The organism is Mesorhizobium sp. P2_F7 (assembly GCF_056403695.1).
The window spans coordinates 567,962-589,799 of sequence record NZ_JBFUFA010000002.1; the positions used below are offsets into that span (position 1 = coordinate 567,962).

18 protein-coding genes are annotated in these 21,838 nt (G+C 63.1%); 11 read left to right on the plus strand and 7 right to left on the minus strand.

The features are described from left to right. Window positions 1-123 precede the first annotated feature (123 nt). From AC1DZ8_RS08150 to phoB, 7 genes are all read left to right on the plus strand, one after another. Complete coding sequence (locus AC1DZ8_RS08150; RefSeq protein WP_477305953.1) at window positions 124-4,641, plus strand: PAS domain-containing hybrid sensor histidine kinase/response regulator; 4,518 nt, start codon at window positions 124-126, stop codon at window positions 4,639-4,641. A gap of 494 nt (window positions 4,642-5,135) precedes the next feature. Then, window positions 5,136-6,164, plus strand: coding sequence for a substrate-binding domain-containing protein (locus AC1DZ8_RS08155; protein WP_477305881.1), 1,029 nt, complete (start codon window positions 5,136-5,138; stop codon window positions 6,162-6,164). Window positions 6,165-6,259: 95 nt separating this feature from the next. Further along, on the plus strand, window positions 6,260-7,720 hold the full coding sequence (gene pstC, locus AC1DZ8_RS08160) for a phosphate ABC transporter permease subunit PstC (protein WP_477305879.1): 1,461 nt from the start codon (window positions 6,260-6,262) through the stop codon (window positions 7,718-7,720). Next, on the plus strand, window positions 7,717-9,033 hold the full coding sequence (pstA, locus tag AC1DZ8_RS08165) for a phosphate ABC transporter permease PstA (RefSeq protein WP_477400657.1): 1,317 nt from the start codon (window positions 7,717-7,719) through the stop codon (window positions 9,031-9,033). Before pstC ends, pstA begins: the two co-directional genes overlap by 4 nt. Window positions 9,034-9,050: 17 nt before the next feature. Continuing rightward, the gene (pstB, locus tag AC1DZ8_RS08170) at window positions 9,051-9,875 is read left to right on the plus strand and encodes a phosphate ABC transporter ATP-binding protein PstB (RefSeq protein ID WP_112559514.1); all 825 of its coding nucleotides are present in this window, start codon (window positions 9,051-9,053) and stop codon (window positions 9,873-9,875) included. A gap of 41 nt (window positions 9,876-9,916) precedes the next feature. Then, window positions 9,917-10,621: a phosphate signaling complex protein PhoU gene (phoU, locus tag AC1DZ8_RS08175; protein ID WP_477400659.1), complete on the plus strand. Its 705-nt coding sequence runs from the start codon at window positions 9,917-9,919 to the stop codon at window positions 10,619-10,621. Window positions 10,622-10,637: 16 nt separating this feature from the next. Beyond that, window positions 10,638-11,327, plus strand: coding sequence for a phosphate regulon transcriptional regulator PhoB (gene phoB / locus AC1DZ8_RS08180; RefSeq protein ID WP_010911896.1), 690 nt, complete (start codon window positions 10,638-10,640; stop codon window positions 11,325-11,327). A 30-nt stretch (window positions 11,328-11,357) separates the two neighbouring features. Here the strand turns inward: phoB and AC1DZ8_RS08185 are convergent, their stop codons facing one another. Continuing rightward, a complete protein-coding gene (locus tag AC1DZ8_RS08185) occupies window positions 11,358-12,593 on the minus strand; it encodes an ROK family transcriptional regulator (protein ID WP_477305873.1) in 1,236 nt (411 codons plus the stop codon). Between the two features lie 267 nt (window positions 12,594-12,860). Between AC1DZ8_RS08185 and xylF the strand changes: the two genes are divergently transcribed. The 4 genes from xylF (at window position 12,861) to AC1DZ8_RS08205 (ending at window position 17,999) form a co-directional block, all read left to right on the plus strand. Next, entirely contained in the window at window positions 12,861-13,901 is a 1,041-nt protein-coding gene (gene xylF / locus AC1DZ8_RS08190) for a D-xylose ABC transporter substrate-binding protein (protein ID WP_181058051.1), read from the plus strand. 145 nt (window positions 13,902-14,046) lie between these two features. Next, window positions 14,047-15,363 carry a sugar ABC transporter permease gene (locus tag AC1DZ8_RS08195; RefSeq protein WP_477400661.1) on the plus strand — a complete coding sequence of 439 codons (1,317 nt, stop codon included), beginning with the start codon at window positions 14,047-14,049 and terminating at the stop codon, window positions 15,361-15,363. Between the two features lie 11 nt (window positions 15,364-15,374). After that, entirely contained in the window at window positions 15,375-16,187 is an 813-nt protein-coding gene (locus tag AC1DZ8_RS08200; RefSeq protein WP_477305868.1) for an ATP-binding cassette domain-containing protein, read from the plus strand. A 165-nt stretch (window positions 16,188-16,352) separates the two neighbouring features. Next, complete coding sequence (locus tag AC1DZ8_RS08205; protein WP_477305866.1) at window positions 16,353-17,999, plus strand: CHASE domain-containing protein; 1,647 nt, start codon at window positions 16,353-16,355, stop codon at window positions 17,997-17,999. A 40-nt stretch (window positions 18,000-18,039) separates the two neighbouring features. On the opposite strand, the gene AC1DZ8_RS08210 is transcribed toward AC1DZ8_RS08205, so the two are convergent. From AC1DZ8_RS08210 to AC1DZ8_RS08235, 6 genes are all read right to left on the minus strand, one after another. Beyond that, window positions 18,040-18,282: a YMGG-like glycine zipper-containing protein gene (locus tag AC1DZ8_RS08210; protein WP_112559509.1), complete on the minus strand. Its 243-nt coding sequence runs from the start codon at window positions 18,280-18,282 to the stop codon at window positions 18,040-18,042. Between the two features lie 83 nt (window positions 18,283-18,365). After that, on the minus strand, window positions 18,366-18,692 hold the full coding sequence (locus AC1DZ8_RS08215; protein ID WP_477305864.1) for a hypothetical protein: 327 nt from the start codon (window positions 18,690-18,692) through the stop codon (window positions 18,366-18,368). A gap of 150 nt (window positions 18,693-18,842) precedes the next feature. Then, complete coding sequence (locus tag AC1DZ8_RS08220) at window positions 18,843-19,025, minus strand: hypothetical protein (protein WP_477305862.1); 183 nt, start codon at window positions 19,023-19,025, stop codon at window positions 18,843-18,845. A 215-nt stretch (window positions 19,026-19,240) separates the two neighbouring features. Continuing rightward, the gene (locus AC1DZ8_RS08225) at window positions 19,241-20,278 is read right to left on the minus strand and encodes a sensor histidine kinase (RefSeq protein ID WP_477305860.1); all 1,038 of its coding nucleotides are present in this window, start codon (window positions 20,276-20,278) and stop codon (window positions 19,241-19,243) included. Between the two features lie 167 nt (window positions 20,279-20,445). Next, window positions 20,446-20,613 carry a DUF1328 domain-containing protein gene (locus AC1DZ8_RS08230; RefSeq protein WP_023670098.1) on the minus strand — a complete coding sequence of 56 codons (168 nt, stop codon included), beginning with the start codon at window positions 20,611-20,613 and terminating at the stop codon, window positions 20,446-20,448. A 226-nt stretch (window positions 20,614-20,839) separates the two neighbouring features. Next, window positions 20,840-21,634: a response regulator gene (locus AC1DZ8_RS08235; protein WP_477305858.1), complete on the minus strand. Its 795-nt coding sequence runs from the start codon at window positions 21,632-21,634 to the stop codon at window positions 20,840-20,842. Window positions 21,635-21,838: the final 204 nt, after the last annotated feature.

Consider the following 21,838-nt stretch of genomic DNA (forward strand, 5'->3'; position numbering starts at 1 on the left):
TTGCATGGCGAGGACGATTCCGCCGGGGGGTCGCCCGAGGCGCTGGTCGACCTGTTCGAGGCCGCTTTGCGTGGCGAGGACACTCCCGACGAGGGTCCGCCCGAAGGGCTGCGCCGGTCGGTCATGGTTGCTTTGTGTGGCGAGAACGCGTCCGCCGGGGCTTCACCCGAAGCGCTGCGCCAACAGGTCGAGGCGGACGCCGACTGGATCTGGGAGACCGACGCCGAACTGCGCTTTTCCTGGCTATCAGAGAATTACCAGGCCGCTACCGGCATCGATCCCGCCAGCATTCTTGGTCGTTTCCGCTTCGATTTCCTCAAGCAGATGTCGCATGGCAATCGACAGGCCGCCGCGCATCTGGAGGATCTGCAGGCGCATCGGCCGTTTCGCGATTTCGTCTATGAATTGAAGGGCGGCCGCCCCGGCTGCCGCTGGGTTTCGATCAGCGGCTCCCCACGCTTCGACGGAGAGGGCGAATTTACCGGCTATCGCGGCATTGGCCGCAACGTCACGGCGCTGGCCAGTGCATTGGACGACCTTCGGCAGGAACAGAGTGGTCAGCCCGCGGCAGACGAAAGCACGCAGCATCTTGCCGATCTCGAGCGGACGATGGATGCCATGCATATGGGCGTCGTGCTGCTCGACGCCAAGCTCGACACGCTCATCGTCAACAAGGCCTATCGCGACCTCTCCAGGATTCCCGACGGCGCCGTCACCGTCGGCGCGCCGTTCAGCCTGCTGATGGAGCTCAACCGCCGCAACGGCATCTATGGCGATCTCGATGAACAGCAGTGGCAGCATTACCTCGCCACCCGCATCGAGGAGATCCGCGCCGGCTCGGTTGCGCCGCGCGAATTTCTCCATGCCAATGGCAGGACGATGATGTTCTCGGTGACGGCATTGTCCGGCGGCAAGCGGCTATTGACCTACTACGATGTCTCCGAGCTCAAGCGTCGCGACGCCGAGATCGAGAGTGCCAACGCCAAAATCACCGAGACCTTCGCCAATCTTCGCACGATGGTCGACCAGATGCCGATCGGCGTGCTTGTGCTTGATGCGGACATGCGCGCCGAGGTGATCAACCGCGCCTTCTATGATTTCTGGGAAATCGATCCCCGACGCGCCGGGATCGGCTGCGACTTCCGCGAGCTGATGCAGGCCAGCCGCGATATGGACCCCTACGGCGCGGACGACGCCGAATGGCAGGGCCACATCGCCGAGCGCGAAGCAGAAATCACGGCCGGTGTGGTGGGCTCCAGGCAATTGCCGCGCAATGACGGCCGTACGCTGATTGCATCGCTGGCGCCGCTCGCCGGCGGCAAAAGGCTGATCTCCTATGTCGACGTCACCGACATGAAGGATCGCCAGGCCGAACTCGCCGAGGCGCTGGAAAAATCGCGCCTGGCCGAGGCGGTGATCAACGCCGTCGAGGACCCGATTTTCGTCAAGGACGACAATCTGCGATTCGTCTTCGTCAACGAGGCGTTCTCGGCGCTGTTCGGACAGACGCCGCAAGCGATGCTGGGCAGGCCTGGCGGTGACTTCATGCCCGGCAAGGATGCCGCGCTGTTCGAAGACAGCGAACGCGCCGTGCTGGCGACCGGCATGCCTTACGAGATCGAGGAGAATTTCGAGGTCGAGGGCGCCAGGCGCTCGCGCATCGTGCGCAAGAACCGCGTCGGCATGCCAAGTGGCCGCAACTATGTCGCCGGTTTCCTGTTCGACATCTCCGACATGAAGCGCCGCGAGACGGAAGCCGAAGACGCGCGCAAGACCCTCGCCACGGTGCTGGAATCGCTCCCCGCGGCCGTCATCATCTACGACCGCGACGACAAGTTTGTCTTCGCCAACCGCAAGCTGCAGGACACGCTGCCGGCGCTGGTGCCGGCATGGCAGCCCGGCAGCAGCTTCCGCGACGCGCTGGAACTCGGACATTCGGTTGGCTATTTCAGACTGAGCGGCGATCCAGAGATCGACAGGCTCTATGACGGCGACCGCGAGGTCTGGCTCAATGCCATCCTCGCCCGCTACCACTTGCCGAACACCTCCTACGAGCGCCTCAATCCGGACGGCCGCTGGTATCAGGTCTACGATATGCGCACCGACGACGGCACCTTCATCGGCGTGCGTGTCGACATTTCCGACATCAAGAGCCGCGAAAAGGCGCTGCAGGATTCGATGCGCCAGATCGACTTGTTCCGCCATGTCATGGACGAACTGCCGGTCGCTGCGTTCATCAAGGCGCAGGACCTCAGCATCGAATTCGTCAACAAGGCATGGTGCGCCATGACCGGCATCGCCAAGGAAGATGTCATCGGCCGCACCGATCGCCAGCTGTTCGGCGCCGACGATGCCGAAAGCTACAGCCATGACGACACCGAAGTGGTCGTCACCGGGGCAGTGCGCGAGGTCGAGGAGCCCGTCACCCATCGCGACGGCACGGTGCGGCAGTTGATGACGCGCAAGAGCCGCCTAGTGGCGCTCGACGGCTCGGTGCATCTGGTCGGCTCCAGCACCGACATAACCGACGTCAAGGCGCGCGAGCAGGCGCTGGAAGAGAGCATGCGCGAGAACGAGGTGTTTCGCAATCTCATCGACAACGTGCCGGTGTCGATCTACGCCAAGCGCTCGGACTTGCGCCAATTCTACGTCAACAAGGGCTGGTGCGACCTGACCGGCCTCAGCAAGGAGGAGGCGATCGGCAAGACCGACGTCGAGATCTTCGGCGCGGACGGCGAAGCCTTCGTCGCCGGCGATATGGCAGTGCTGCGCACCGGCGAGACGCAGGAGATCGAGGAAACGGTGACGCTTGCCGACGGCAATGTGCGTCACCAGTTCGCGCGCAAGGGCGCGATGATCGCGTCGGACGGTTCGCTCTATCTGATCGGATCGACCACCGACATCACCGAGTTAAAAATGCGCGAGGCCGAGCTGCGCGAGGCGCGCCAGCGCGCCGTGCTCGCCGACCGCGCCAAGTCGGAATTTTTGGCCAATATGAGCCACGAAATCCGCACGCCGATGAACGGCGTGCTCGGCATGGCCGAGCTGCTCGCCAAATCCGACCTCGACCCCAAGCAGAAGACGTTCACCGACATCATCGTCAAGTCGGGCAACGCGCTGCTGACGATCATCAACGACATATTGGACTTCTCCAAGATCGATGCCGGCCAGCTGGTGCTCGACCCGGCGCCGTTCAACCTGCCCGAGGCGATCGAGGATGTGGCGACGCTGGTATCGACACGCGCCAAGGAGAAGGACCTCGAACTGATCGTGCGCATCGAGCCGGGCCTGGAAAGCCTGTTCATCGGCGATGTCGGCCGCTTCAGGCAGATCGTCACCAATCTGCTAGGCAATGCGGTAAAATTCACCGACGAAGGCCATGTGCTGGTCGATGTCACCGGCGAGAGGGTTGTGGCCGGAACCAGGCTCACCATCTCGGTCACCGATACCGGCATCGGCATTCCGGAGGACAAGCTGAGGGCCGTCTTCGAAAAGTTCAATCAGGTCGATACCTCGTCGACCAGGCGCCATGAAGGCACCGGGCTCGGCCTTGCCATCACCTCGCGGCTGGTCGAGCTGATGGGCGGCGAGATCGGCGTCGAGAGCGCCGAGGGCAAGGGCTCGACCTTCTGGTTCACCGTCACGCTGCCAAGGGCCGGCCAGCAGACGGGGCAGCGCATCATGCCCGTCGACGTCACCGGCGCAAGGGTGCTGATCGTCGACGACAACGCCGTCAACCGCTCGATCCTGACCGAGCAGATGGTGTCGTGGACGTTCGATTCCTGCGCTGCCGAAAGCGGCGCCGAAGGGCTGAAGGTGCTGGTCGCCGCGGCCGCCTATGGCGTGCCGGTCGACTGCGTCGTGCTCGACTACCAGATGCCGGGGATGAGCGGCGCCGAAATGGCGCGCATCGTGCGCAACACCGCGGGGCTCGCCGACACGCCGATCATCATGCTGACTTCGGTCGACCAGTCGCTCGCCAACACCAGCTATCGCGATCTCGGCATCGATGCGCAGCTGATCAAGCCGGCGCGCTCCTCGGTGCTGCTGGAGACGCTGGTCGCGACCATCCAGCGCCATCGCCACGGCACGACAGGTCAGGCACCGGAGGCCGCAAGCGGCGGTTCCGGCGAAGCGATGGTACAGCCGACGTCGACAACGACGGCACGGGGCGCGTCCGAGCGATCGCAACTGCACCCGCCGCCGCTGCGCGCCCGCGCCCGGGCAGGCGGCAACGAACGCGGGCTCGATATCCTCGTTGCCGAGGACAATGAGGTGAACCAGATGGTGTTCACCCAGATCCTCGGTGAAACCGGCTTCAGCTTCGAGATCGTCGGCAACGGCCGCAAGGCGCTCGATGCTTTCGGCCGGCTCAATCCGCGCATGATCCTGATGGATGTCTCGATGCCGGAGATGAACGGGCTCGAAGCCACGGCCGCGATTCGCCGGCTGGAGGAAGAGAGCGGCACGCATATCCCGATCGTCGGTGTCACCGCGCATGCCTTGAAGGGCGACCGCGAGCGCTGCCTGGAAGCCGGCATGGACGACTATCTGCCCAAGCCGATCAGTCCCAAGGCGCTGCTCGAAAAGGTCGAACGCTGGGCCGGCATCGCGAGCGAAGCCCAACGCGACGCCGGCTAACTGGTATCAGTACCGGGATTCGGCAGCTCAGCGGCGTCCAGCGGTATGGTGCGATCGCACCATATCAAAGCTTGCGCCCATTCGGGAAAATGGCGGCAACAAAACCGCTCATTCAGTTACGGGCGGGAGCAAGCGACCGCCGACAAGAAACAGCGTCGAAATCTACCCCAACGGACCTGTTTTTGGCGATGGCTCGGCCAAGATGCGCTCTGGCCACGGGCAACGCGCTTCCGTCCGGTTTTTCTTTCTCGGCATCGCGGCCTGCGATCCGCCGGGACAAATGCCGGCGCAAAATCCCGCAAGCTTATGATTCCAGCGGCAAACTGCGGCTCTCCCGGCGAGGCCGGCCGGCTGCGGCTTTCTGTGCGTCCATCCGACGTTACCGGGCTGACACGAAACTGTCATGCGACTGTAATAATCGAAGGCTATTGGCCTCAGCGGGCGCCGGCTGAAGAGGGCGCCGAGAGACCATCTTCCGAACAGGAGCAGGCCACATGAAGAAATTCCTCGTTACGGCATCGGCCGTGGCGGTAGCGTTCGCCGCATCGTCCGGCGTCGCCGCTGCGCGTGACCAGATCCAGGTCGCCGGTTCGTCGACCGTGCTACCTTACGCCAAGATCGTCGCCGAGCAGTTCGGCGAAACCTTCACCAACTTCAAGACCCCGGTTGTCGAGTCCGGCGGCAGCGGCGCCGGCATCAAGGAATTCTGCAAGGGCGTCGGCGAAGACACCATCGACATCGCCAACTCCTCGCGTCCGATCAAGAAGGACGAGCTGAAGTCCTGCGCCGACGCGGGCGTGAAGGACGTTCAGGAAGTCCGCATCGGCTATGACGGCATCGTTTTCGCCACCGACATCAAGGGCCCGGATTGGGCGCTGGTTCCTGCCGACGTCTACAAGGCGCTGGCCGCCAAGCTGGTCGTTGACGGCAAGCTCGTCGACAATCCGAACACCAAGTGGAACCAGGTCAACCCGAAGCTGCCCGACTGGGATATCGCTGCCTACATCCCCGGTGAAAAGCACGGCACCCGCGAAGTGTTCGAGACCAAGCTGCTCGACGCCGGCTGCGACAAGGCTGCTATCAAGGCCACCGGCATTGCCGACGACAAGGAAATCGGCAAGACCTGCATCGCCATCCGCAAGGACGGCAAGGCTGTCGACATCGACGGCGACTACACCGAGACGCTCGCCCGCATCGACTCCAACAAGACCGGCGTCGGCGTGTTCGGCCTCGCCTTCTACGAGAACAATGCCGACAAGCTAAAGGTCGCCACCGTGGAAGGCATCGTGCCTTCGACCGAGACGATCGCAACCGGCAAGTATCCGGTTTCGCGCCCGCTGTTCTTCTACGTCAAGAAGGCGCATCTCGGTGTCGTTCCCGGCCTCAAGGAATATGTCGAGTTCTTCCTTGACGACCAGATGATCGGCCCGGAAAGCCCGCTCGCCCAGTACGGCCTGGTGTCGGCTCCCGACGCCGAGCGTCAGAGCCAGCGTGACGCCTTCGCCGCCGGAAAGACGATGTAATCAGTCTATCGGATCAGGGCGCGGACCAATCCGCGCCCTGATTTCGCCGCTTGCCGCAACGGCGGCGGCGATCTGAACTTTCCCTGGGGTGGGTGATGTCGTCCTTGCTCGTACTCGCCATAGTCATTGCCATCGGTGTGGTCGCCTTCGTGATCGGCCGCCAGCGCGCCGCGGCGCAGGATACCGGCAAGGTCAAGCCGCATTCGCGCGCCCACTATCACGGCTGGTGGGCCTTTCTGCTCGCTGTCCTGCCTGCCGTCCTGCTGCTCGCCGTCTGGGACATAGGCTCGTCCTTCTATCTCGACCGGCACATCCACGCCGCCTTGCCCGAACGCACTGTCGACTCCAAGGTCGCCAGCGAAGCGCTCGACGCCAGCCTGGTGAAGAGCCTCGCCAAGGGCCTGCGCCGACTCGATGCCGCTACGCCGCTTCCCGCCACCTTCGCTGAATTGCAGCCGTTGCTCATCGCCAAGGGCGTGGCGCTGGCCAGCGACACGCAGGACTACATGATCCCGATCGCCGTCGAGGCCAACAAGGTCCAGGACAGGCTCGGCTGGTTTGGCGCGGTGATCACCCTTGCACTGTCGATCGCCGGCGCCTTCTATGCGCTGCGGCAGATCGCGCCCCGCGCCAGGGCGCGCAACAATGTCGAGAGGCTGATGCTGTGGGGCCTGCTTGCGGCCTCGACCATCGCCATCCTGACCACGGTCGGCATCGTGCTGTCGATGCTGTTCCAGACCATCACCTTCTTCGAAAGCGTGTCGCCGATGAGCTTCTTCTTCGGTACGGTGTGGGACCCGCGTTTCGCAGCTGCCGGTTCGGGCGGCAGCCAGGGCCAGTTCGGCCTGATCCCGCTTCTCGCCGGCACGCTCTACATTGCCGCCGTCGCACTGCTGGTGGCTGTGCCGGTCGGGTTGATGTCGGCGGTCTACATGTCCGAGTATGCCTCGCGCAGCGTGCGCTCGGTGGTCAAGCCGGCGCTCGAATTGCTGGCCGGCATCCCGACCATCGTCTACGGCATCTTCGCCGTGGTCACGCTCGGACCGTTCCTGCGCGACCTGTCGGCGGCACTCACCGGCGGCTCGCCCTTCATCCAGGGCCAGAGCATCTTCACCGCCGGCCTGGTCATGGGCGTCATGCTGATCCCGGTCGTGTCGTCGCTGTCCGACGACATCATCACCGCGGTGCCTCGCGCCATGCGTGACGGCTCGCTCGGCCTGGGCGCCACGCGCTCCGAGACGATCAAGCGGGTGATCCTGCCGGCGGCACTGCCCGGCATCGTCGGTGCCATCCTGCTAACTGCGTCGCGCGCCATCGGCGAGACGATGATCGTCGTGCTGGCGGCCGGCGTTGCCGCCAATCTCACCGCCAACCCATTCGAGGCGATGACGACCATCACCGTCAAGATCGTCAATCAGCTGACCGGCGACCTCGAGTTCAATTCGCCGCAGACGCTGGTCGCCTTCGCGCTCGGTCTGACGCTGTTCGCGCTGACGCTGGTGATGAACATCGTCGCCCTCTACATCGTGCGCAAGTACCGGGAGCAGTACGAATGACCGACATTCCCCTTGACACGATGGCGGGTGCTGTCGCCCGTCCGCGCCGCGACATCGGGCTGAAGGCGCGCTATGCCGCCGAGCGTCGATTCCGCATCTATGGTGTGATTGCGATCTCGGTTGGCCTGGCTTTCCTGGCCATCATGCTGATCACCATCGTCTCGAAAGGCTACACCGCCTTCTGGCAGACGACGGTGACGTTGCCGATCACTTTCGACGAGAAGGTTATCGATCCCTCGAACAAGCGCGCCACCGATCCGAACGTGCTGATCAAGGCGAACTATCCCAAACTCGCCGAAAACGCACTGGTCGCCAAGCTCGGCATCGATCCCGCCAACAAGCCGATGATGCTGAAGCTCAAGGGCTTCCTGTCGGAGGGCGCTCGCGTCCAGCTGCGCGACATCGTCGCCGCCGATCCGTCGGTGATCGGCACGACGCGTGACGTCAACATCCTGGCCGCCGCCAATCTCGACTCCGCCTTCAAGGGCCAGATCGACCTCAGTGTCGATGAAGCCCGCCGCAAGGTGTCCAACCAGCAGATCGACTGGATGAACAAGCTCAGGGCGGATGGCGTGATGGCCGAGCATTTCAACACCGGCCTGTTCACCTATGGCGCCTCCAGCCGCCCGGAAACGTCGGGCATGGGTGTGGCCATCATCGGCTCGTTCTACATGATGGTGATCGTGCTGCTTTTGGCGCTGCCGATCGGCGTCGCCGCCTCCATCTATCTCGAGGAATTCGCCAAGAAGAACCGCTTCACCGACCTGATCGAAGTCAACATCAACAATCTGGCGGCGGTGCCGTCGATCGTCTTCGGCCTGCTCGGGCTTGCCGTGTTCATCAACTTCCTCGGCATGCCGCGCTCGGCCGCCTTCGTCGGCGGCCTGGTGCTGACGCTGATGACGCTGCCGACCATCATCATCGCGACGCGCGCCGCCCTTGCCGCGGTGCCGCCGTCGATCCGCTCGGCAGCGCTTGGGCTTGGCGCCTCGAAGATGCAGATGGTGTTCCAGCACATCCTGCCGCTGGCCGCTCCCGGCATCCTGACCGGCACCATTATCGGCCTGGCGCGTGCGCTGGGTGAGACCGCACCGCTGCTCCTGATCGGCATGGTCGCCTTCGTCGCCGACTATCCGAAGACGCCTTTCGATCCGGCAACCGCGCTGCCGGTGCAGATCTACATGTGGGCAAACGAGGCCGAACGCGCTTTTGTCGAGCGCATGTCCGGCGCCATCATCATCCTGCTGGTCTTCCTCATGGCCATGAACATCACCGCGATCGTGCTTCGGCGCCGGTTCGAGCGGCGCTGGTAGAAAAAGGGCAATTTGGTATGAACATCATGACCGAACAGTCCCTTGAAAACGCAGTGGGCGACAAAATGAACGCCAAGTCGAACGAAGTGATCAAGATGCGCGGCGACAAGGTCGGCGTGTTCTACGGCGAGAAGCAGGCGCTGTTCGACGTCAATCTCGACGTCCGCCAAAACCAGGTGACCGCGCTGATCGGCCCGTCCGGCTGCGGCAAGTCGACCTTCCTGCGCTGCCTCAACCGCATGAACGACACCATCGATTCGGCGCGGGTGACCGGCAAGATCACGCTGGACGAAGACGACATCTACGACAAGAACATCGACGTCGTGGAACTCCGCGCCCGCGTCGGCATGGTGTTCCAGAAGCCCAATCCGTTTCCGAAGTCGATCTACGAGAACGTCGCCTACGGCCCGCGCATCCATGGGCTGGCCAAGCGCAAGTCCGACATGGACCAGATCGTCGAGTCGAGCCTCAAGAAGGCGGCGATCTGGAACGAGGTCAAGGACCGCCTGCAGGAACCCGGCACCGGCCTGTCCGGCGGCCAGCAGCAGCGCCTGTGCATCGCGCGCGCCATCGCGGTGTCGCCGGAAGTCATCCTGATGGACGAACCGTGCTCGGCGCTCGACCCGATCGCCACCGCCCGCGTCGAAGAGCTGATCGACGAACTGCGCCAGAACTACACGATCGTCATCGTCACGCACTCGATGCAGCAGGCGGCGCGCGTGTCGCAGCGCACGGCGATGTTCCACCTCGGCTACCTGGTCGAGGAGGGCGCCACCGACAAGATGTTCACCAACCCCGACGACAAGCGCACCCAGGACTATATTACCGGCCGCTTCGGCTGAGCCGTCCAGCGGTTGAATTTTCAGGCACGAGGACCAGGATCATGGGTGAACATACCGTCGCTTCCTTCGATGAAGAACTGGGGCAGATCAGCAAGCTGATCCGCGACATGGGCGATCTGGCCGGGTCGATGGTCAGCGGCTCGACCAAAGCGCTGCTCAATTCCGACAATGCGCTGGCGCAGCGTGTCGTTTCCGATGACGCCATCATGGACGCGCGCCAGCGTGAACTCGACGACCGCGCCATCACGCTCATCGCCAAGCGCCAGCCTATGGCCAACGATCTGCGCGCCGTGGTCGGCTCGATCCGCATGGCCGGCGACCTCGAGCGCATCGGCGACCTCGCCAAGAACATCGCCAAGCGCGTCGGCACCGTCGGCCTCAGCGTCACGCCGCGCGACCTCTCGCACTCCATCGATGCGATGGCGCAACTGGTGCTGATCCAGGTGCAGGGCGTTGTCGAGGAGTATGCTGCCGCCGATGCCGCAGCGCTGGCGAAACTCCGGAATGAGGACGAACGCATCGATGTCAAATACACGTCGGTGTTTCGTGAGCTCTTGACCTACATGATGGAAGACCCGCGCAACATCACAGCCTGCACGCATCTCCTGTTCTGCGCCAAGAATCTCGAGCGCATCGGCGATCATGTCACCAACATCGCCGAAAATGCCTATTATGTGCTGACCGGCCAGCAATTGCCCGCCAATCGCCCGAAGCAGGACGAGACGGCGATGGCCACATCGCCCTGATAAAGGTGAACCGCTGATGATTGCGCCACGCATCATGGTCGTGGAGGATGAGGAGCCGCTGGGCGTGCTGCTCCGCTACAACCTCGAATCCGAAGGCTACCAGGTCGAGGTGGTGACACGCGGCGACGAGGCCGAAATCCGGCTGCAGGAAAATGTTCCAGACCTGCTGGTGCTCGACTGGATGGTGCCGGCGGTATCCGGCATCGAGCTCTGCCGGCGTCTACGCATGCGGCCCGAGACCGAGCGGCTGCCGATCATCATGCTGACCGCGCGCGGCGAGGAGAGCGACCGGGTGCGTGGCCTGTCGACCGGCGCCGACGATTATCTGGTCAAGCCGTTCTCGACACCGGAATTCATGGCGCGCGTGAAGGCGCTGCTGCGCCGTGCCAAGCCGGAAGTGCTGTCCAGCGTGCTCAAGGTTGGCGACATCGTGCTCGAYCGTGAATCGCATCGCGTCTATCGCAAGAAGAGCGAGATCAGGCTCGGGCCAACCGAGTTCCGGCTGCTTGAATTCATGATGCGCCACCCCGGCCGAGTGTTCTCCCGCAGCCAGCTGCTCGACAATGTCTGGGGCGAAACGATCTACATCGACGAGCGCACGGTCGACGTGCATGTCGGTCGCTTGCGCAAGGCGGTCAACAATGGCCGCATGCCGGACGTGATCCGCACCATCCGCGGCGCCGGCTACGCCATCCGCGAAGACTAGAGCCCGGCGCGCCGGGCCGTCGCCGGCCTCTCAGGCGACGTGCTTGCCGGTCTTCGCTTGAATGCCGGGCGCGAAAATCTCCTGGTCGACGAAGCCGAGCGCGCGCATGGCGCAGCCTTCGCGGATCAGCGGCAGTTCGTTGGGCTCGGTGTCGAAGGAAATCGATTTCGAGTGCTGGCCGCCGGCGGTCTGGGCAATCGCCTCGCGCAATGCCGGCTCGATCAGGTCGAAGGCGGCGGCGCTGACACCGACCATGGCGACAGGAGCGGGGTCGATCAGCGCGAACAGGCTGCCGAGGCCGAAGCCGAGCGCCTCGCCCGCCTTTCGATAGGCTTCGCGCTCGGGGCCATCGGTCTCGCGGGCGCGTGCGGCAAGCGCCCGCATGTCGGCGTCGCCGACATCGACCGGTTCGGCATCCTCGCTCATCATTCTGGCGCTGCGCCAGATGGCGTAGTTGCCGGCATAGGCCTCGACGCAGCCGCGCCGCCCGCAACGGCACAGCGCGCCGCCGGGACGGTGGATCATGTGGCCGAACTCGCCGCCGGACGAATGGGTGCCGGTGAACAGTTCGCCCTTCAGCACCAGCCCCATGCCGATGCCGTGCGAGAGCAGGATTGCGATGAAATCGTCGCGGTACCGCTCAGGCTGGCGCCATTGCAGCGCCACCGCCATCATGTTGCAATCATTTTCCATGGTGGCCGGAATGCCGAATTCCGCTTCCAGTATGTCGGCGAAGGCAATGTCGGTCAGCGGCGTGATCGGCGACCACAGCATGGCACGCGCCTGCGAATCGGTGATGCCCTGGATGCCCATGGCAATGCGGGCGACGCTCCGGACATCGAGGTCGGGGTCTTCGAGCCGGCGCCGGACAATCGCTACGCATTCGCCGATCAGCTCGTCGCGCGGCATGGTCAGCGTGTCCAGCCGGCGCTGCTCCTCGGCGACCACCTGGCCGGCATAGTCGATGACGGTGACGGAGAGGAAATTCAGCGACAGCACCACGGTCATCACCGCCGCCGCTTCCGGGTTGAGGCCAAGGCCGACCTGCGGCCGACCGCGTTTCAGCGCGCCGGTCTCGCCGGGCTTGCTTTCGACCAGGATGCCTTCCTGGATCAAATCGGAAGAGATTGCCGATATGGTCGAATGGCTGAGGCCGGTGGTCGCCGCAATCTCGGTCCGCGACGGCTGGCCGGCCCGGCGCACGGCCGAGATCACCATCGCACGGTTGCGACGGCGCAGATCGTCGTGGCGGATTCCAATCGACATCTTTTCGTTTCCTCCCGGTCCCCTCGCGCCATGATAGTGGAGGCGGTCAGGGACGCCACGCAAATATTGGCAGAAGCCGGCTGCGCTGTCATTGTTTATTGCGGGCCTCGAAAAAAATCGGCCGGGCCATCAGAATCCATCAGAATCGATGTTGACAGCGCCTCGCCGTTGGACCAGTATTTTTTCGAGGCTCGAAAAAATAGAGCCTCTGTGTGCCGGCCTTCGGGCCAGTTTTGTCGCGCCGCGCGCGGCGCAGGGAGGATTAACATGAACAGATTTGCAGCCGCCATGCTGGCGGGTGTCGCCATGTCGCTGACGCTGGTGTCGGTCGCGCAGGCGAAGGACAAGGTCATCGGCGTCTCGTGGTCGAACTTCCAGGAAGAGCGCTGGAAGACCGACGAAGCGGCGATGAAGGCCGCGATCGAAGCTGCCGGCGACAAGTACATTTCCGCCGACGCGCAGTCCAATCCCGGCAAGCAGCTGACCGACGTCGAAAGCCTGATCTCGCAGGGCGCCAATTCGCTGATCATCCTGGCGCAGGATGCCTCGGCCATTGGCCCGGCGGTGCAGAAGGCGCTGGACGAAGGCATTCCGGTCGTCGGCTATGACCGCCTGATCGAGAACAAGGACGTCTTCTACCTGACCTTCGACAACAAGGAAGTCGGCCGCATGCAGGCCCGCGAAGTGTTCAAGGCAAAGCCGGAAGGCAACTACGTCTTCATCAAGGGCTCGGGCTCCGACCCGAACGCCGATTTCCTGTTCTCGGGCTCGATGGAAGTGCTCAAGGAAGCCATCGACTCGGGCAAGATCAAAAATGTCGGCGAGGCCTATACCGATGGCTGGCTGCCGGCCAATGCGCAGAAGAACATGGAACAGTTCCTGACTGCCAATGACAACAAGGTCGATGCCGTGGTCGCGGCCAATGACGGCACCGCCGGCGGCGTTGTCGCCGCGCTGACGGCGCAGGGCCTTGCCGGAACGGTTCCGGTCTCCGGCCAGGACGGCGACCATGCCGCTCTGAACCGCATCGCGCTCGGCACGCAGACCGTGTCGGTGTGGAAGGATGCGCGCGAACTCGGCAAGAACGCCGCCGAGATCGCCTCGCAGCTCGCCGACGGCAAGAAGACGAGCGACATTGCCGGCGCCAAGGACTTCACCACGCCTGGCGGCAACACCGTCAAGTCGCTGTTCCTGACCCCCGTCGCGATCACCAAGGACAACCTCAACGTCGTCATCGACGCCGGCTGGATCAAGAAGGACGAAGTCTGCACCGGCGTCGCCGCCGGTAGCGTCGCGGCCTGCAACTAAGCTTGGTCTGTTTCCATTCGATATCGACGCCGCGGCCCAAAGCCGCGGCGTTTTCTCAACAAGATTTGTGTTTCCGCCAGAGGCGGCTAACTTCTAGGCTGTGGTCCGGCATCCGCGTCAGACGGCAAGCCGCTGGGAGGACATCATGACCGACACAACCTCGCCTTCGCAGGCCGACACAGCGCGTGCGTCGGAACTCGGCCCGGTCGCCCGGTTCCTGAAGGCGACCGAGATCGACACCCGCATGCTCGGCATGATCGGCGCGCTGGTGATCATCTGGATCGGCCTGCATATCCTGTCGGGTGGTCTCTTTCTGACGCCGCGCAATTTGTGGAACCTGTCGGTGCAGACATCAGCCGTCGCCATCATGGCCTGCGGCATGGTGCTGGTCATCGTCATGCGCAACATCGATCTATCCATTGGCTCGGCCGAAGGGGTGATCGGCATGGTGATGGGTTTTGCCCAGGTGCACTTTCTGGTGCGCTTCATTGGGCTGGAACTCGGCAATCCGTGGATCTGGGTTCTGGCTTTGGTAATCGGCCTGGCGCTCGGTCTTCTGATCGGTGCCTTCCAGGGCTTCATAATCGCCTATCTCGAAGTGCCGGCCTTCATCGTCACGCTGGGCGGCCTGCTGGTCTGGCGCGGCGCAGCGTGGTGGGTGACCAGCGGCCAGACCGTGGCGCCGCTCGACGCCACTTTCCAGCTGATGGGCGGTGGTCCCGCCGGGTCAATCGGCGCGACCTGGAGCTGGGTTGTCGGCGTCGTCGCCTGCCTTGCCGTGGTGTTTGCGTTGTTCAACGGGCGCGTGCAGCGCAAGCGCTTCCGCTTCCCGCTGCGCCCGGTCTGGGCCGAAACTCTGATGGGCACCGTTACCTGCGCAATCATCCTGGGCGCGGTGTGGGTGGCCAATTCCTATCCATGGCCGGTCGGCATCGTGAACCGCTATGCGGCCGCCCACAACATCACCGTGCCCGATGGCGGACTGTTCATTGCCCATGGCATCGCCATTCCTGTGCTCATGGCAATCGCGGTCGGCGTTGTCATGACGTTCATCACCAACCGGACACGCTTCGGCCGCTACGTCTTTGCCATAGGAGGTAATCCGGAAGCCGCCAATCTGGCGGGCATCAACACGCGCTGGATCACCATGAAGGTGTTCATGATCATGGGCGTGCTGGCAACGATCGCCGCAGCGATCTCATCGGCCCGGCTGAATTCGGCCACCAATGCGCTTGGCACGCTGGACGAGCTGCTGGTGATTGCCGCCGCCGTCATCGGCGGTACCTCGCTCGCCGGCGGCTCGGGAACGGTTATCGGCGCCATGCTCGGCGCGCTTTTGATGCAGTCGCTACAGTCCGGCATGGTGCTGCTCGGTGTCGACTCGCCGCTGCAGAGCATCGTCGTCGGCGCCGTGCTGGTCATCGCGGTGTTTCTCGACACAGTCTACCGCAAGCGGGTTTAGGGAGAACGATCATGACTGAGAAAACCGCTCCCTCCGCTGCTCCCGCGGGCACGCCGCTGGTCGACATGCGCAACGTCTCGATCGCTTTCGGCGGCATCCGCGCTGTCGACGATGCCTCGGTCGATCTGTTCCCCGGCGAAGTGATGGCGCTGCTCGGCCACAACGGAGCCGGCAAGTCGACGCTGATCAAGATCCTGTCGGGCGCCTACAGGCGCGATGCCGGCCAGATTTTCGTCAACGGCCAGGAGGCTTCGATTTCCAACCCGCGCGATGCCAAGAAATACGGCATCGAAACCATCTACCAGACGCTGGCGCTGGCCGACAATGTCGACGCCGCCGCCAATCTGTTTCTCGGCCGCGAAATCATGACGGCCTGGGGCACGCTCGACGATGTCGCCATGGAGGCCGAAGCGCGCAAGGTGATGGGCCGGCTCAATCCGCGCTTCCAGCGCTTCAAGGACCCGGTGATCAAGCTGTCGGGCGGCCAGCGCCAGTCAGTGGCGATTGCCCGCGCCATCCTGTTCAACGCGCGCATCCTGATCATGGACGAACCGACGGCGGCTCTTGGTCCGCAGGAAACGGCGCAGGTCGGCGAGCTGGTCAAGCAACTCAAGGCCGACGGCATCGGCATCTTCCTGATCAGCCATGACATCCACGACGTGTTCGAACTTGCCGACCGCGTCTGCGTGATGAAGAACGGCCAGGTCGTTGGTACCGCGCGCACCACCGACGTCACCCAGGACGAGGTGCTCGGCATGATCATCCTCGGCAAGTGTCCGCCCGGCGCCATTCCGGGTCCGGGCGCGCTGAAGATCGCCGCCTGAGACAAACACTACTATCGGCTGACGGTCATCTTCTCCGATGCGCGATCGATAAGCCGGCTAACATCTGGAGCGTGATGTGCCAGCTGTCACGATGGTTTGGCCTCGCCATTGTGTTGGCGCGGTGACGTGCCATAAAGGTCCCAGAGACATGGGCCGCAGCATCCTTTGAAGAAGTTTTTCCCGATCGTCGCCTTCATTGCCGTCGCGCTGATCAGCCTGACGATGGCAGGCTTCGCCTACTTCGCCACCCAGGAGGCGGCACGGATCAAATTCGAGGCGACGGCCGACGATGCGCTCAACCGCATCGAAAGCCGCATCGACCTGCATCTGTCGCTGCTGCGCTCGACGCAGGCGCTGTTCGACGCCCGCAATGGCGAGATTTCGCGAAGCGAATTCGAGGCCTTCTTCAGTGCGCTCGATGTCGACAGCAATTTTGCCGGCCTGCGCGGCATCGGCTATCTTAGGCTGGCCAAAGCCGGCGACGAAGCGGCGGTCGAGCGCGACATGTTGCGCGACCGTGGCATGCCACACGCTGTCTACCCGGACTCGTCACAGTCCTGGCGCACGCCTATCGTGCTGTTCGAACCGCTCGACCCTTCCAACGAGTCGACCATCGGCTACGACATGTTCACCGAACCGGTGCGGCGCGAAGCGATCGAAAAAGCGATGACCGATGACGCGCAGCATGCAAGCGGTCTGGTTCAACTCGGCCAGGGCACGGGTGCGGCGCAGACCTTTACCGGCTTCCTGGTCTTCGTCAGGCTCAATGTCGAAACCGCGCCGGATGGCATCAACGCGTCCAGATCGTCGACTTCAGGCTTTCTATACGCCGCTTTCCGCGCCCGCGATCTGTTCCAGACCGCGCTCAGCCGCTCACCGCTGCTGCCGGTCAACACTGAGGTCTATGACGGCAAGGTCGACGCCGGCAATCTTCTGTTCCAGTCGGAAACGCCGCCGGTTTCGAGCTTTGGCGACAGGCTGCTGGTGACGCGCAAGATCATCGTCGCCGGCCGGCCGTGGACGGTGCTGTTTCGGCCGACCAGCGCTTTCTCGCAGCCGTCGTCGCGCGCCATTCCGGTGATGCTCGGCCTGTTCGGGCTGCTCCTGGCCGGCGCCATAGCGCTGGTGGCCCGCTACCAGGAGCGCGCCTATGACGCCAAGTCGCTGTTGCACGAGACGACGGAAAAGAGCCTACTCGAAAAGGATCTGATGCTGCAGGAGATGAAGCATCGGATCAAGAATTCGATCACCCGGGTGCTGGCGATCGCGCGCCAGACGGCAGCGCACGCCACCGACGTAAAGGAGTTCTCGTCTTCCTTCTCGGCCCGCCTGCAGGCAATGGCGGCGTCCCAGGACATGCTGACCCGCTCGCGCTGGCAGAAGGCCGACCTTGGCGATCTGTTGCGCATCGAGCTTGGCCAGGTGTTCGGCAAGGAGCTTCCGGACGGGATATTGTCAGGGCCTCAGGTGCTGCTCGACGAGACGACGACGCAGGCGCTTGGCCTGACCTTCCACGAACTGGCGACGAATGCGCTGAAATACGGCGAGGCCGGCAATTCGGTCGGTGCACTGAAAGTGGATTGGTCGTTCGAGGGGCGCGGATCCGACAGGATGCTGGTTCTTAATTGGCGCGAGGCCGGGCAGAAACAACTCGAAGCGCCGGCCAAGACCGGCTTCGGCACCAAGCTGATCGATCTCAATGTCACGCGCGAATTGCGCGGCACGATCGCCAGAGATTTTCGTGCCGACGGGCTTACAGTGAAAATCAGGATTCCGCCGCCCGATACAGGCAAAAAAACGGAGACCGGCTGACCGGTCTCCGTCTCGATTGTTTGACGCTTTTAAAAGCGGATCAGCAGCGAGCGGTGTAAAGCCGGCCGCGATTGTCGCGATACTGGCAATAGCCATTGCGCAGGTTGCGTACCAGCAGACCGGAACCGGCACCAACGGCTGCGCCGATGAGCGCACCCTTGCCGCCGCCAACCAGGCCGCCGACGCCGGCGCCAACCAACGTACCGACACCTACGTCCTGTTCGGTCGTGCTGCAGCCGCTGACGGCGACCACGGCAACCATGGCAATAATCAATTTCCGCATTGAGTCTCTCCTCACTTTCGTCCTCACTTTAATAAGCTCCAGCCGCCATTTAGCATGAAATGGCGGCTTTTGCCCGCTCGATTTTATTGTTGGCGAAGATAGTCTTTTTCGGGGCGCGTCAAATCCGACGCAACCATGACGTTGGAAATCTGCAAGGATGCGTCGAGCGAACCGTCAGGGCGCACGTTCCATACGATCTGGTCGTAGTCGTCCTCCAAGGCAGGGTCGACGGCAAGACATTTGGCAACGACGTGCTCAGCCTGACCCTGCACGTCACCCATGGCGAAAGGCCGCTCGGCCGTGCATGCCTGCGCGGTCTCGAAGACGCTAACGGGCACCGGCAGTTCGCGGCATTCCGTCATGCTGTTTGAACAGCCGATAACCAGAAGCAAAGCGGCGATGTGTTCCACGGCGAAGATCCTCTCGCCATAAGAACGGTCTGCAGCCGTCAAAGTTCCTGTGATGAAAGCTGGGGACGTTAATAATTGGCTGGCTAGGGAGCCAGACCGGACTCTCAGCTCAGCCTGACTTGGAGCAGTGTGAACTTGAGCGACCCTGGCTCAGCCCAGTTGCGACGCCAAGATCAGCACGATGGCGGCGACGAACGCGACAGCGGCGAAGCGAAGCAAGGGATGCCAGGGGTGCGGCACAGGCGTGGCGGCAGCGTCCGGATCCTGAAAGCCGCTCATCGAGACGCGGGCGGCCTGTTCCAGCCTGTTCATGTCGGCAACCGTCAAGATCATTCCTCCCATCGTTGCGTTGCAGGCCGCGGCCGAAGCGTCGGTTGAATCGGCCAGTATCCAGCAATCTCTGGGAGCCACAGCATCGAACTTTATGGTGAACAGCCGGTTAAGGAATCCGGCCTGACCTAGAGCGTTTCACCGTTTCATGGAAACGGCGATCCGCTCTATCTCTTTGTTTTGACGCAATTTTGAACGGAAAAACCGGTTTCGGCCCATCACTCGGTTTCGAAATTGCCGTGCGGAACGACAAGCCGGTATTCGAGACGGTCGCCGGTGATTTCGAGCGTCGCCGTGCCGTTCAGCGATGCCGGCACGACACGTTCGAGGGCAACGCTGCCGAAGCGTTTCTCGGTGCGCCTGTTATCATTGGCGACGATGGCCTCGACCCAGGTCAGCGACAAAGCCGGCTTATCAACGGCCTCCGTGAGGCTCGACAGATTGGCGGTAACCTCGACAAAGCCATCCGGCCGCGCGAGGGCACCGTAGCTGAATGAATTGACGGCGAGCTCGTGCATGGCCAGGCCGATATGAAGCGCGGCGTTGGGATTGAGGTATGGGTTGACGCCGTTGAAGCGCAGGCTGTGTGCGGGATCGGCGCCGTAGCGCACGACCTGGCCACGGACAAGCTCGCGTAGTGCAGCACCCCGCCAGTTCGACGACGTCACCAGATCCTGGGAGGAGGCCAGTGACTGCAGCCGGCCGCGAAAGCGCGTCAGGAAATCGTCCGATGTCTCGGAATAGCGGCCGGTCTGGGTGGCAATGCTCTGGATGATGGCCAACAGATTCTTGGAGCGATGGCTGACCTCGCGCAGCAGCGTCTTCAGCGTCTGTTCGCGGCGTTTCTGCTCGGTTGTCTCCACCATTGTGGTGACAACACCCTGAACGTCGCCGCCATCGCCGCGATCGGCATCGACCCACACCTGGAACCAGCGGATGCCTTCAGCAGTGGGAACGCTGAGCTCGAGGCGTTCGGGATTGCCGGAAGCGATGACGTGGCGTTTGGCGGCACCGATGTACTCGGCCTGCGCCGGCGGCAGTATGCCGTTGCCGTCGGCAGTGTCGGAAGCCCATGGCTCACGCATGTTGCGGGCCCACACGGTCTTCATCTCACGGTCCTGGTACAGAACGGAAATGCCGGCATTGTGCAGAGCGTGGAGCAAGGCACGGCCGAGTTGCATCCCGCTTTCAGCGGGATGCAGGGCTATGACTTCGTCACTCCGCCCGCTTTCGCCTGTCTCGCCTCTGGAACGCATCAGTCACCTGTCCACCCACTCAAGCTGAACGATCCACGCAGAAATCAGTTCCTGAAATAAGCCCTGAAACAGGTCCGCCGGACGGTGTCCCTTTGGGAGGACACCGCCCGGCGGTGGCTGGAAACCGTTTGAGGGGTGCGGCTTCCAGTGTTGGCTCGCTGCCGGTCTTACGACGCCCGCCTGAACAGGCCGGCCAGAAGCGAGATGACGAGGAAGGCGAGGAAGATGAAGAACAGGATTTGCGCGATGCCGGCGGAGGTACCGGCGATACCGCCGAAACCAAGCGCGCCGGCGATGATCGCCACAACCAGAAATACGAGCGCCCAGTAGAGCATGATCTGTCTCCTTCCGATGCTGAGATAAGAACGTGGGTGGTTGGTGTTTGTTCCACCCTTTGCCGAAAAAGGCAGCCTTTGGAAGGGCCCCGGACGCGAATTGATTCAGGCACGCGAGCGCAACCATGCAAGCGCGGCATGGAGCAAACGACAACTGGCGATCGCCGGGTGGACGATCGCCAGTGCCTGGCAACGCCGCGGGATGCGGCAAACATTGGAGATTGTGTTAGGCGGCGGCCTTGGCCTGCCGGTCGAAGAACAACGCTTGACTGATCAGCGCCTTGACCATGTCCGGATTGAACGGCTTGGTGACGAGGAAAGCGGGTTCGGGCCGCTCGCCGGTCAGCAGACGCTCGGGGAAGGCGGTGATGAAGATCACCGGAACCGAGGTCGACGACAGGATCTCGTTGACGGCATCGATGCCCGAGCTGCCGTCGGCAAGCTGGATGTCGGCCAGCACCATCTTGGGCCTTGTCTTGCCGAACATCTCCACCGCCTCGGCATGGGTGCGGGCGGTGCCGACCACACGGTGACCGAGGCTCTCGACCATCTCCTCGATGTCCATGGCGATCAGCGGCTCGTCCTCGATGATCAGCACGTCGGTCGCCACCTGGCGGGAAATCTCGTTGCTTGCCTGAGCAAGCAGTTCGGAGAATTCCTTGCTGTCGACATCGAGAACCTCGGCTGCCTCGTCCTCGCTGAATCCTTCGACGGCGACCAGCAGGAACGCCTGGCGTGGGCGTGGCGCAATGGCGTTCAGATTGGCGGCGGCGCGCTGTTCCCATGCCGATTGCGCCTGCTCCTGCGGAACGCGGATCGCAATGGAGGTGAACAGTTTTGCGAAAACCTTGTAGATCGCGATGCGGTCGTTCGACGCTTCGGGGAAGATGTCGGTATCGGCGATGATGGCTTCGAGCATCGCGGCGACCAGCGCATCGCCACTCTCCTGCGATCCCGAAACGGCGCGCGAGAAGCGGCGCAGGAACGGCAGGTGCGGAGCAATGGTTGCGGAAAGGCTCATGATAGACGTCTCCCTCAGATGACGTGATTGCATAGATTCCAGGTCAAGCTGATTGCAAGCCCCGGCAAACAAACGCGGGTTTTGCGAAAAAGTTCCGCGGCTTGTGGAACGAATCTGTGTGGGCGACGTTTGTGGTGCGATGGGCAACCAGACGAGGGGGCCGCTTTGCGTTGTGTAATTGGGCGGCTCGGGGCGCTGGAATTT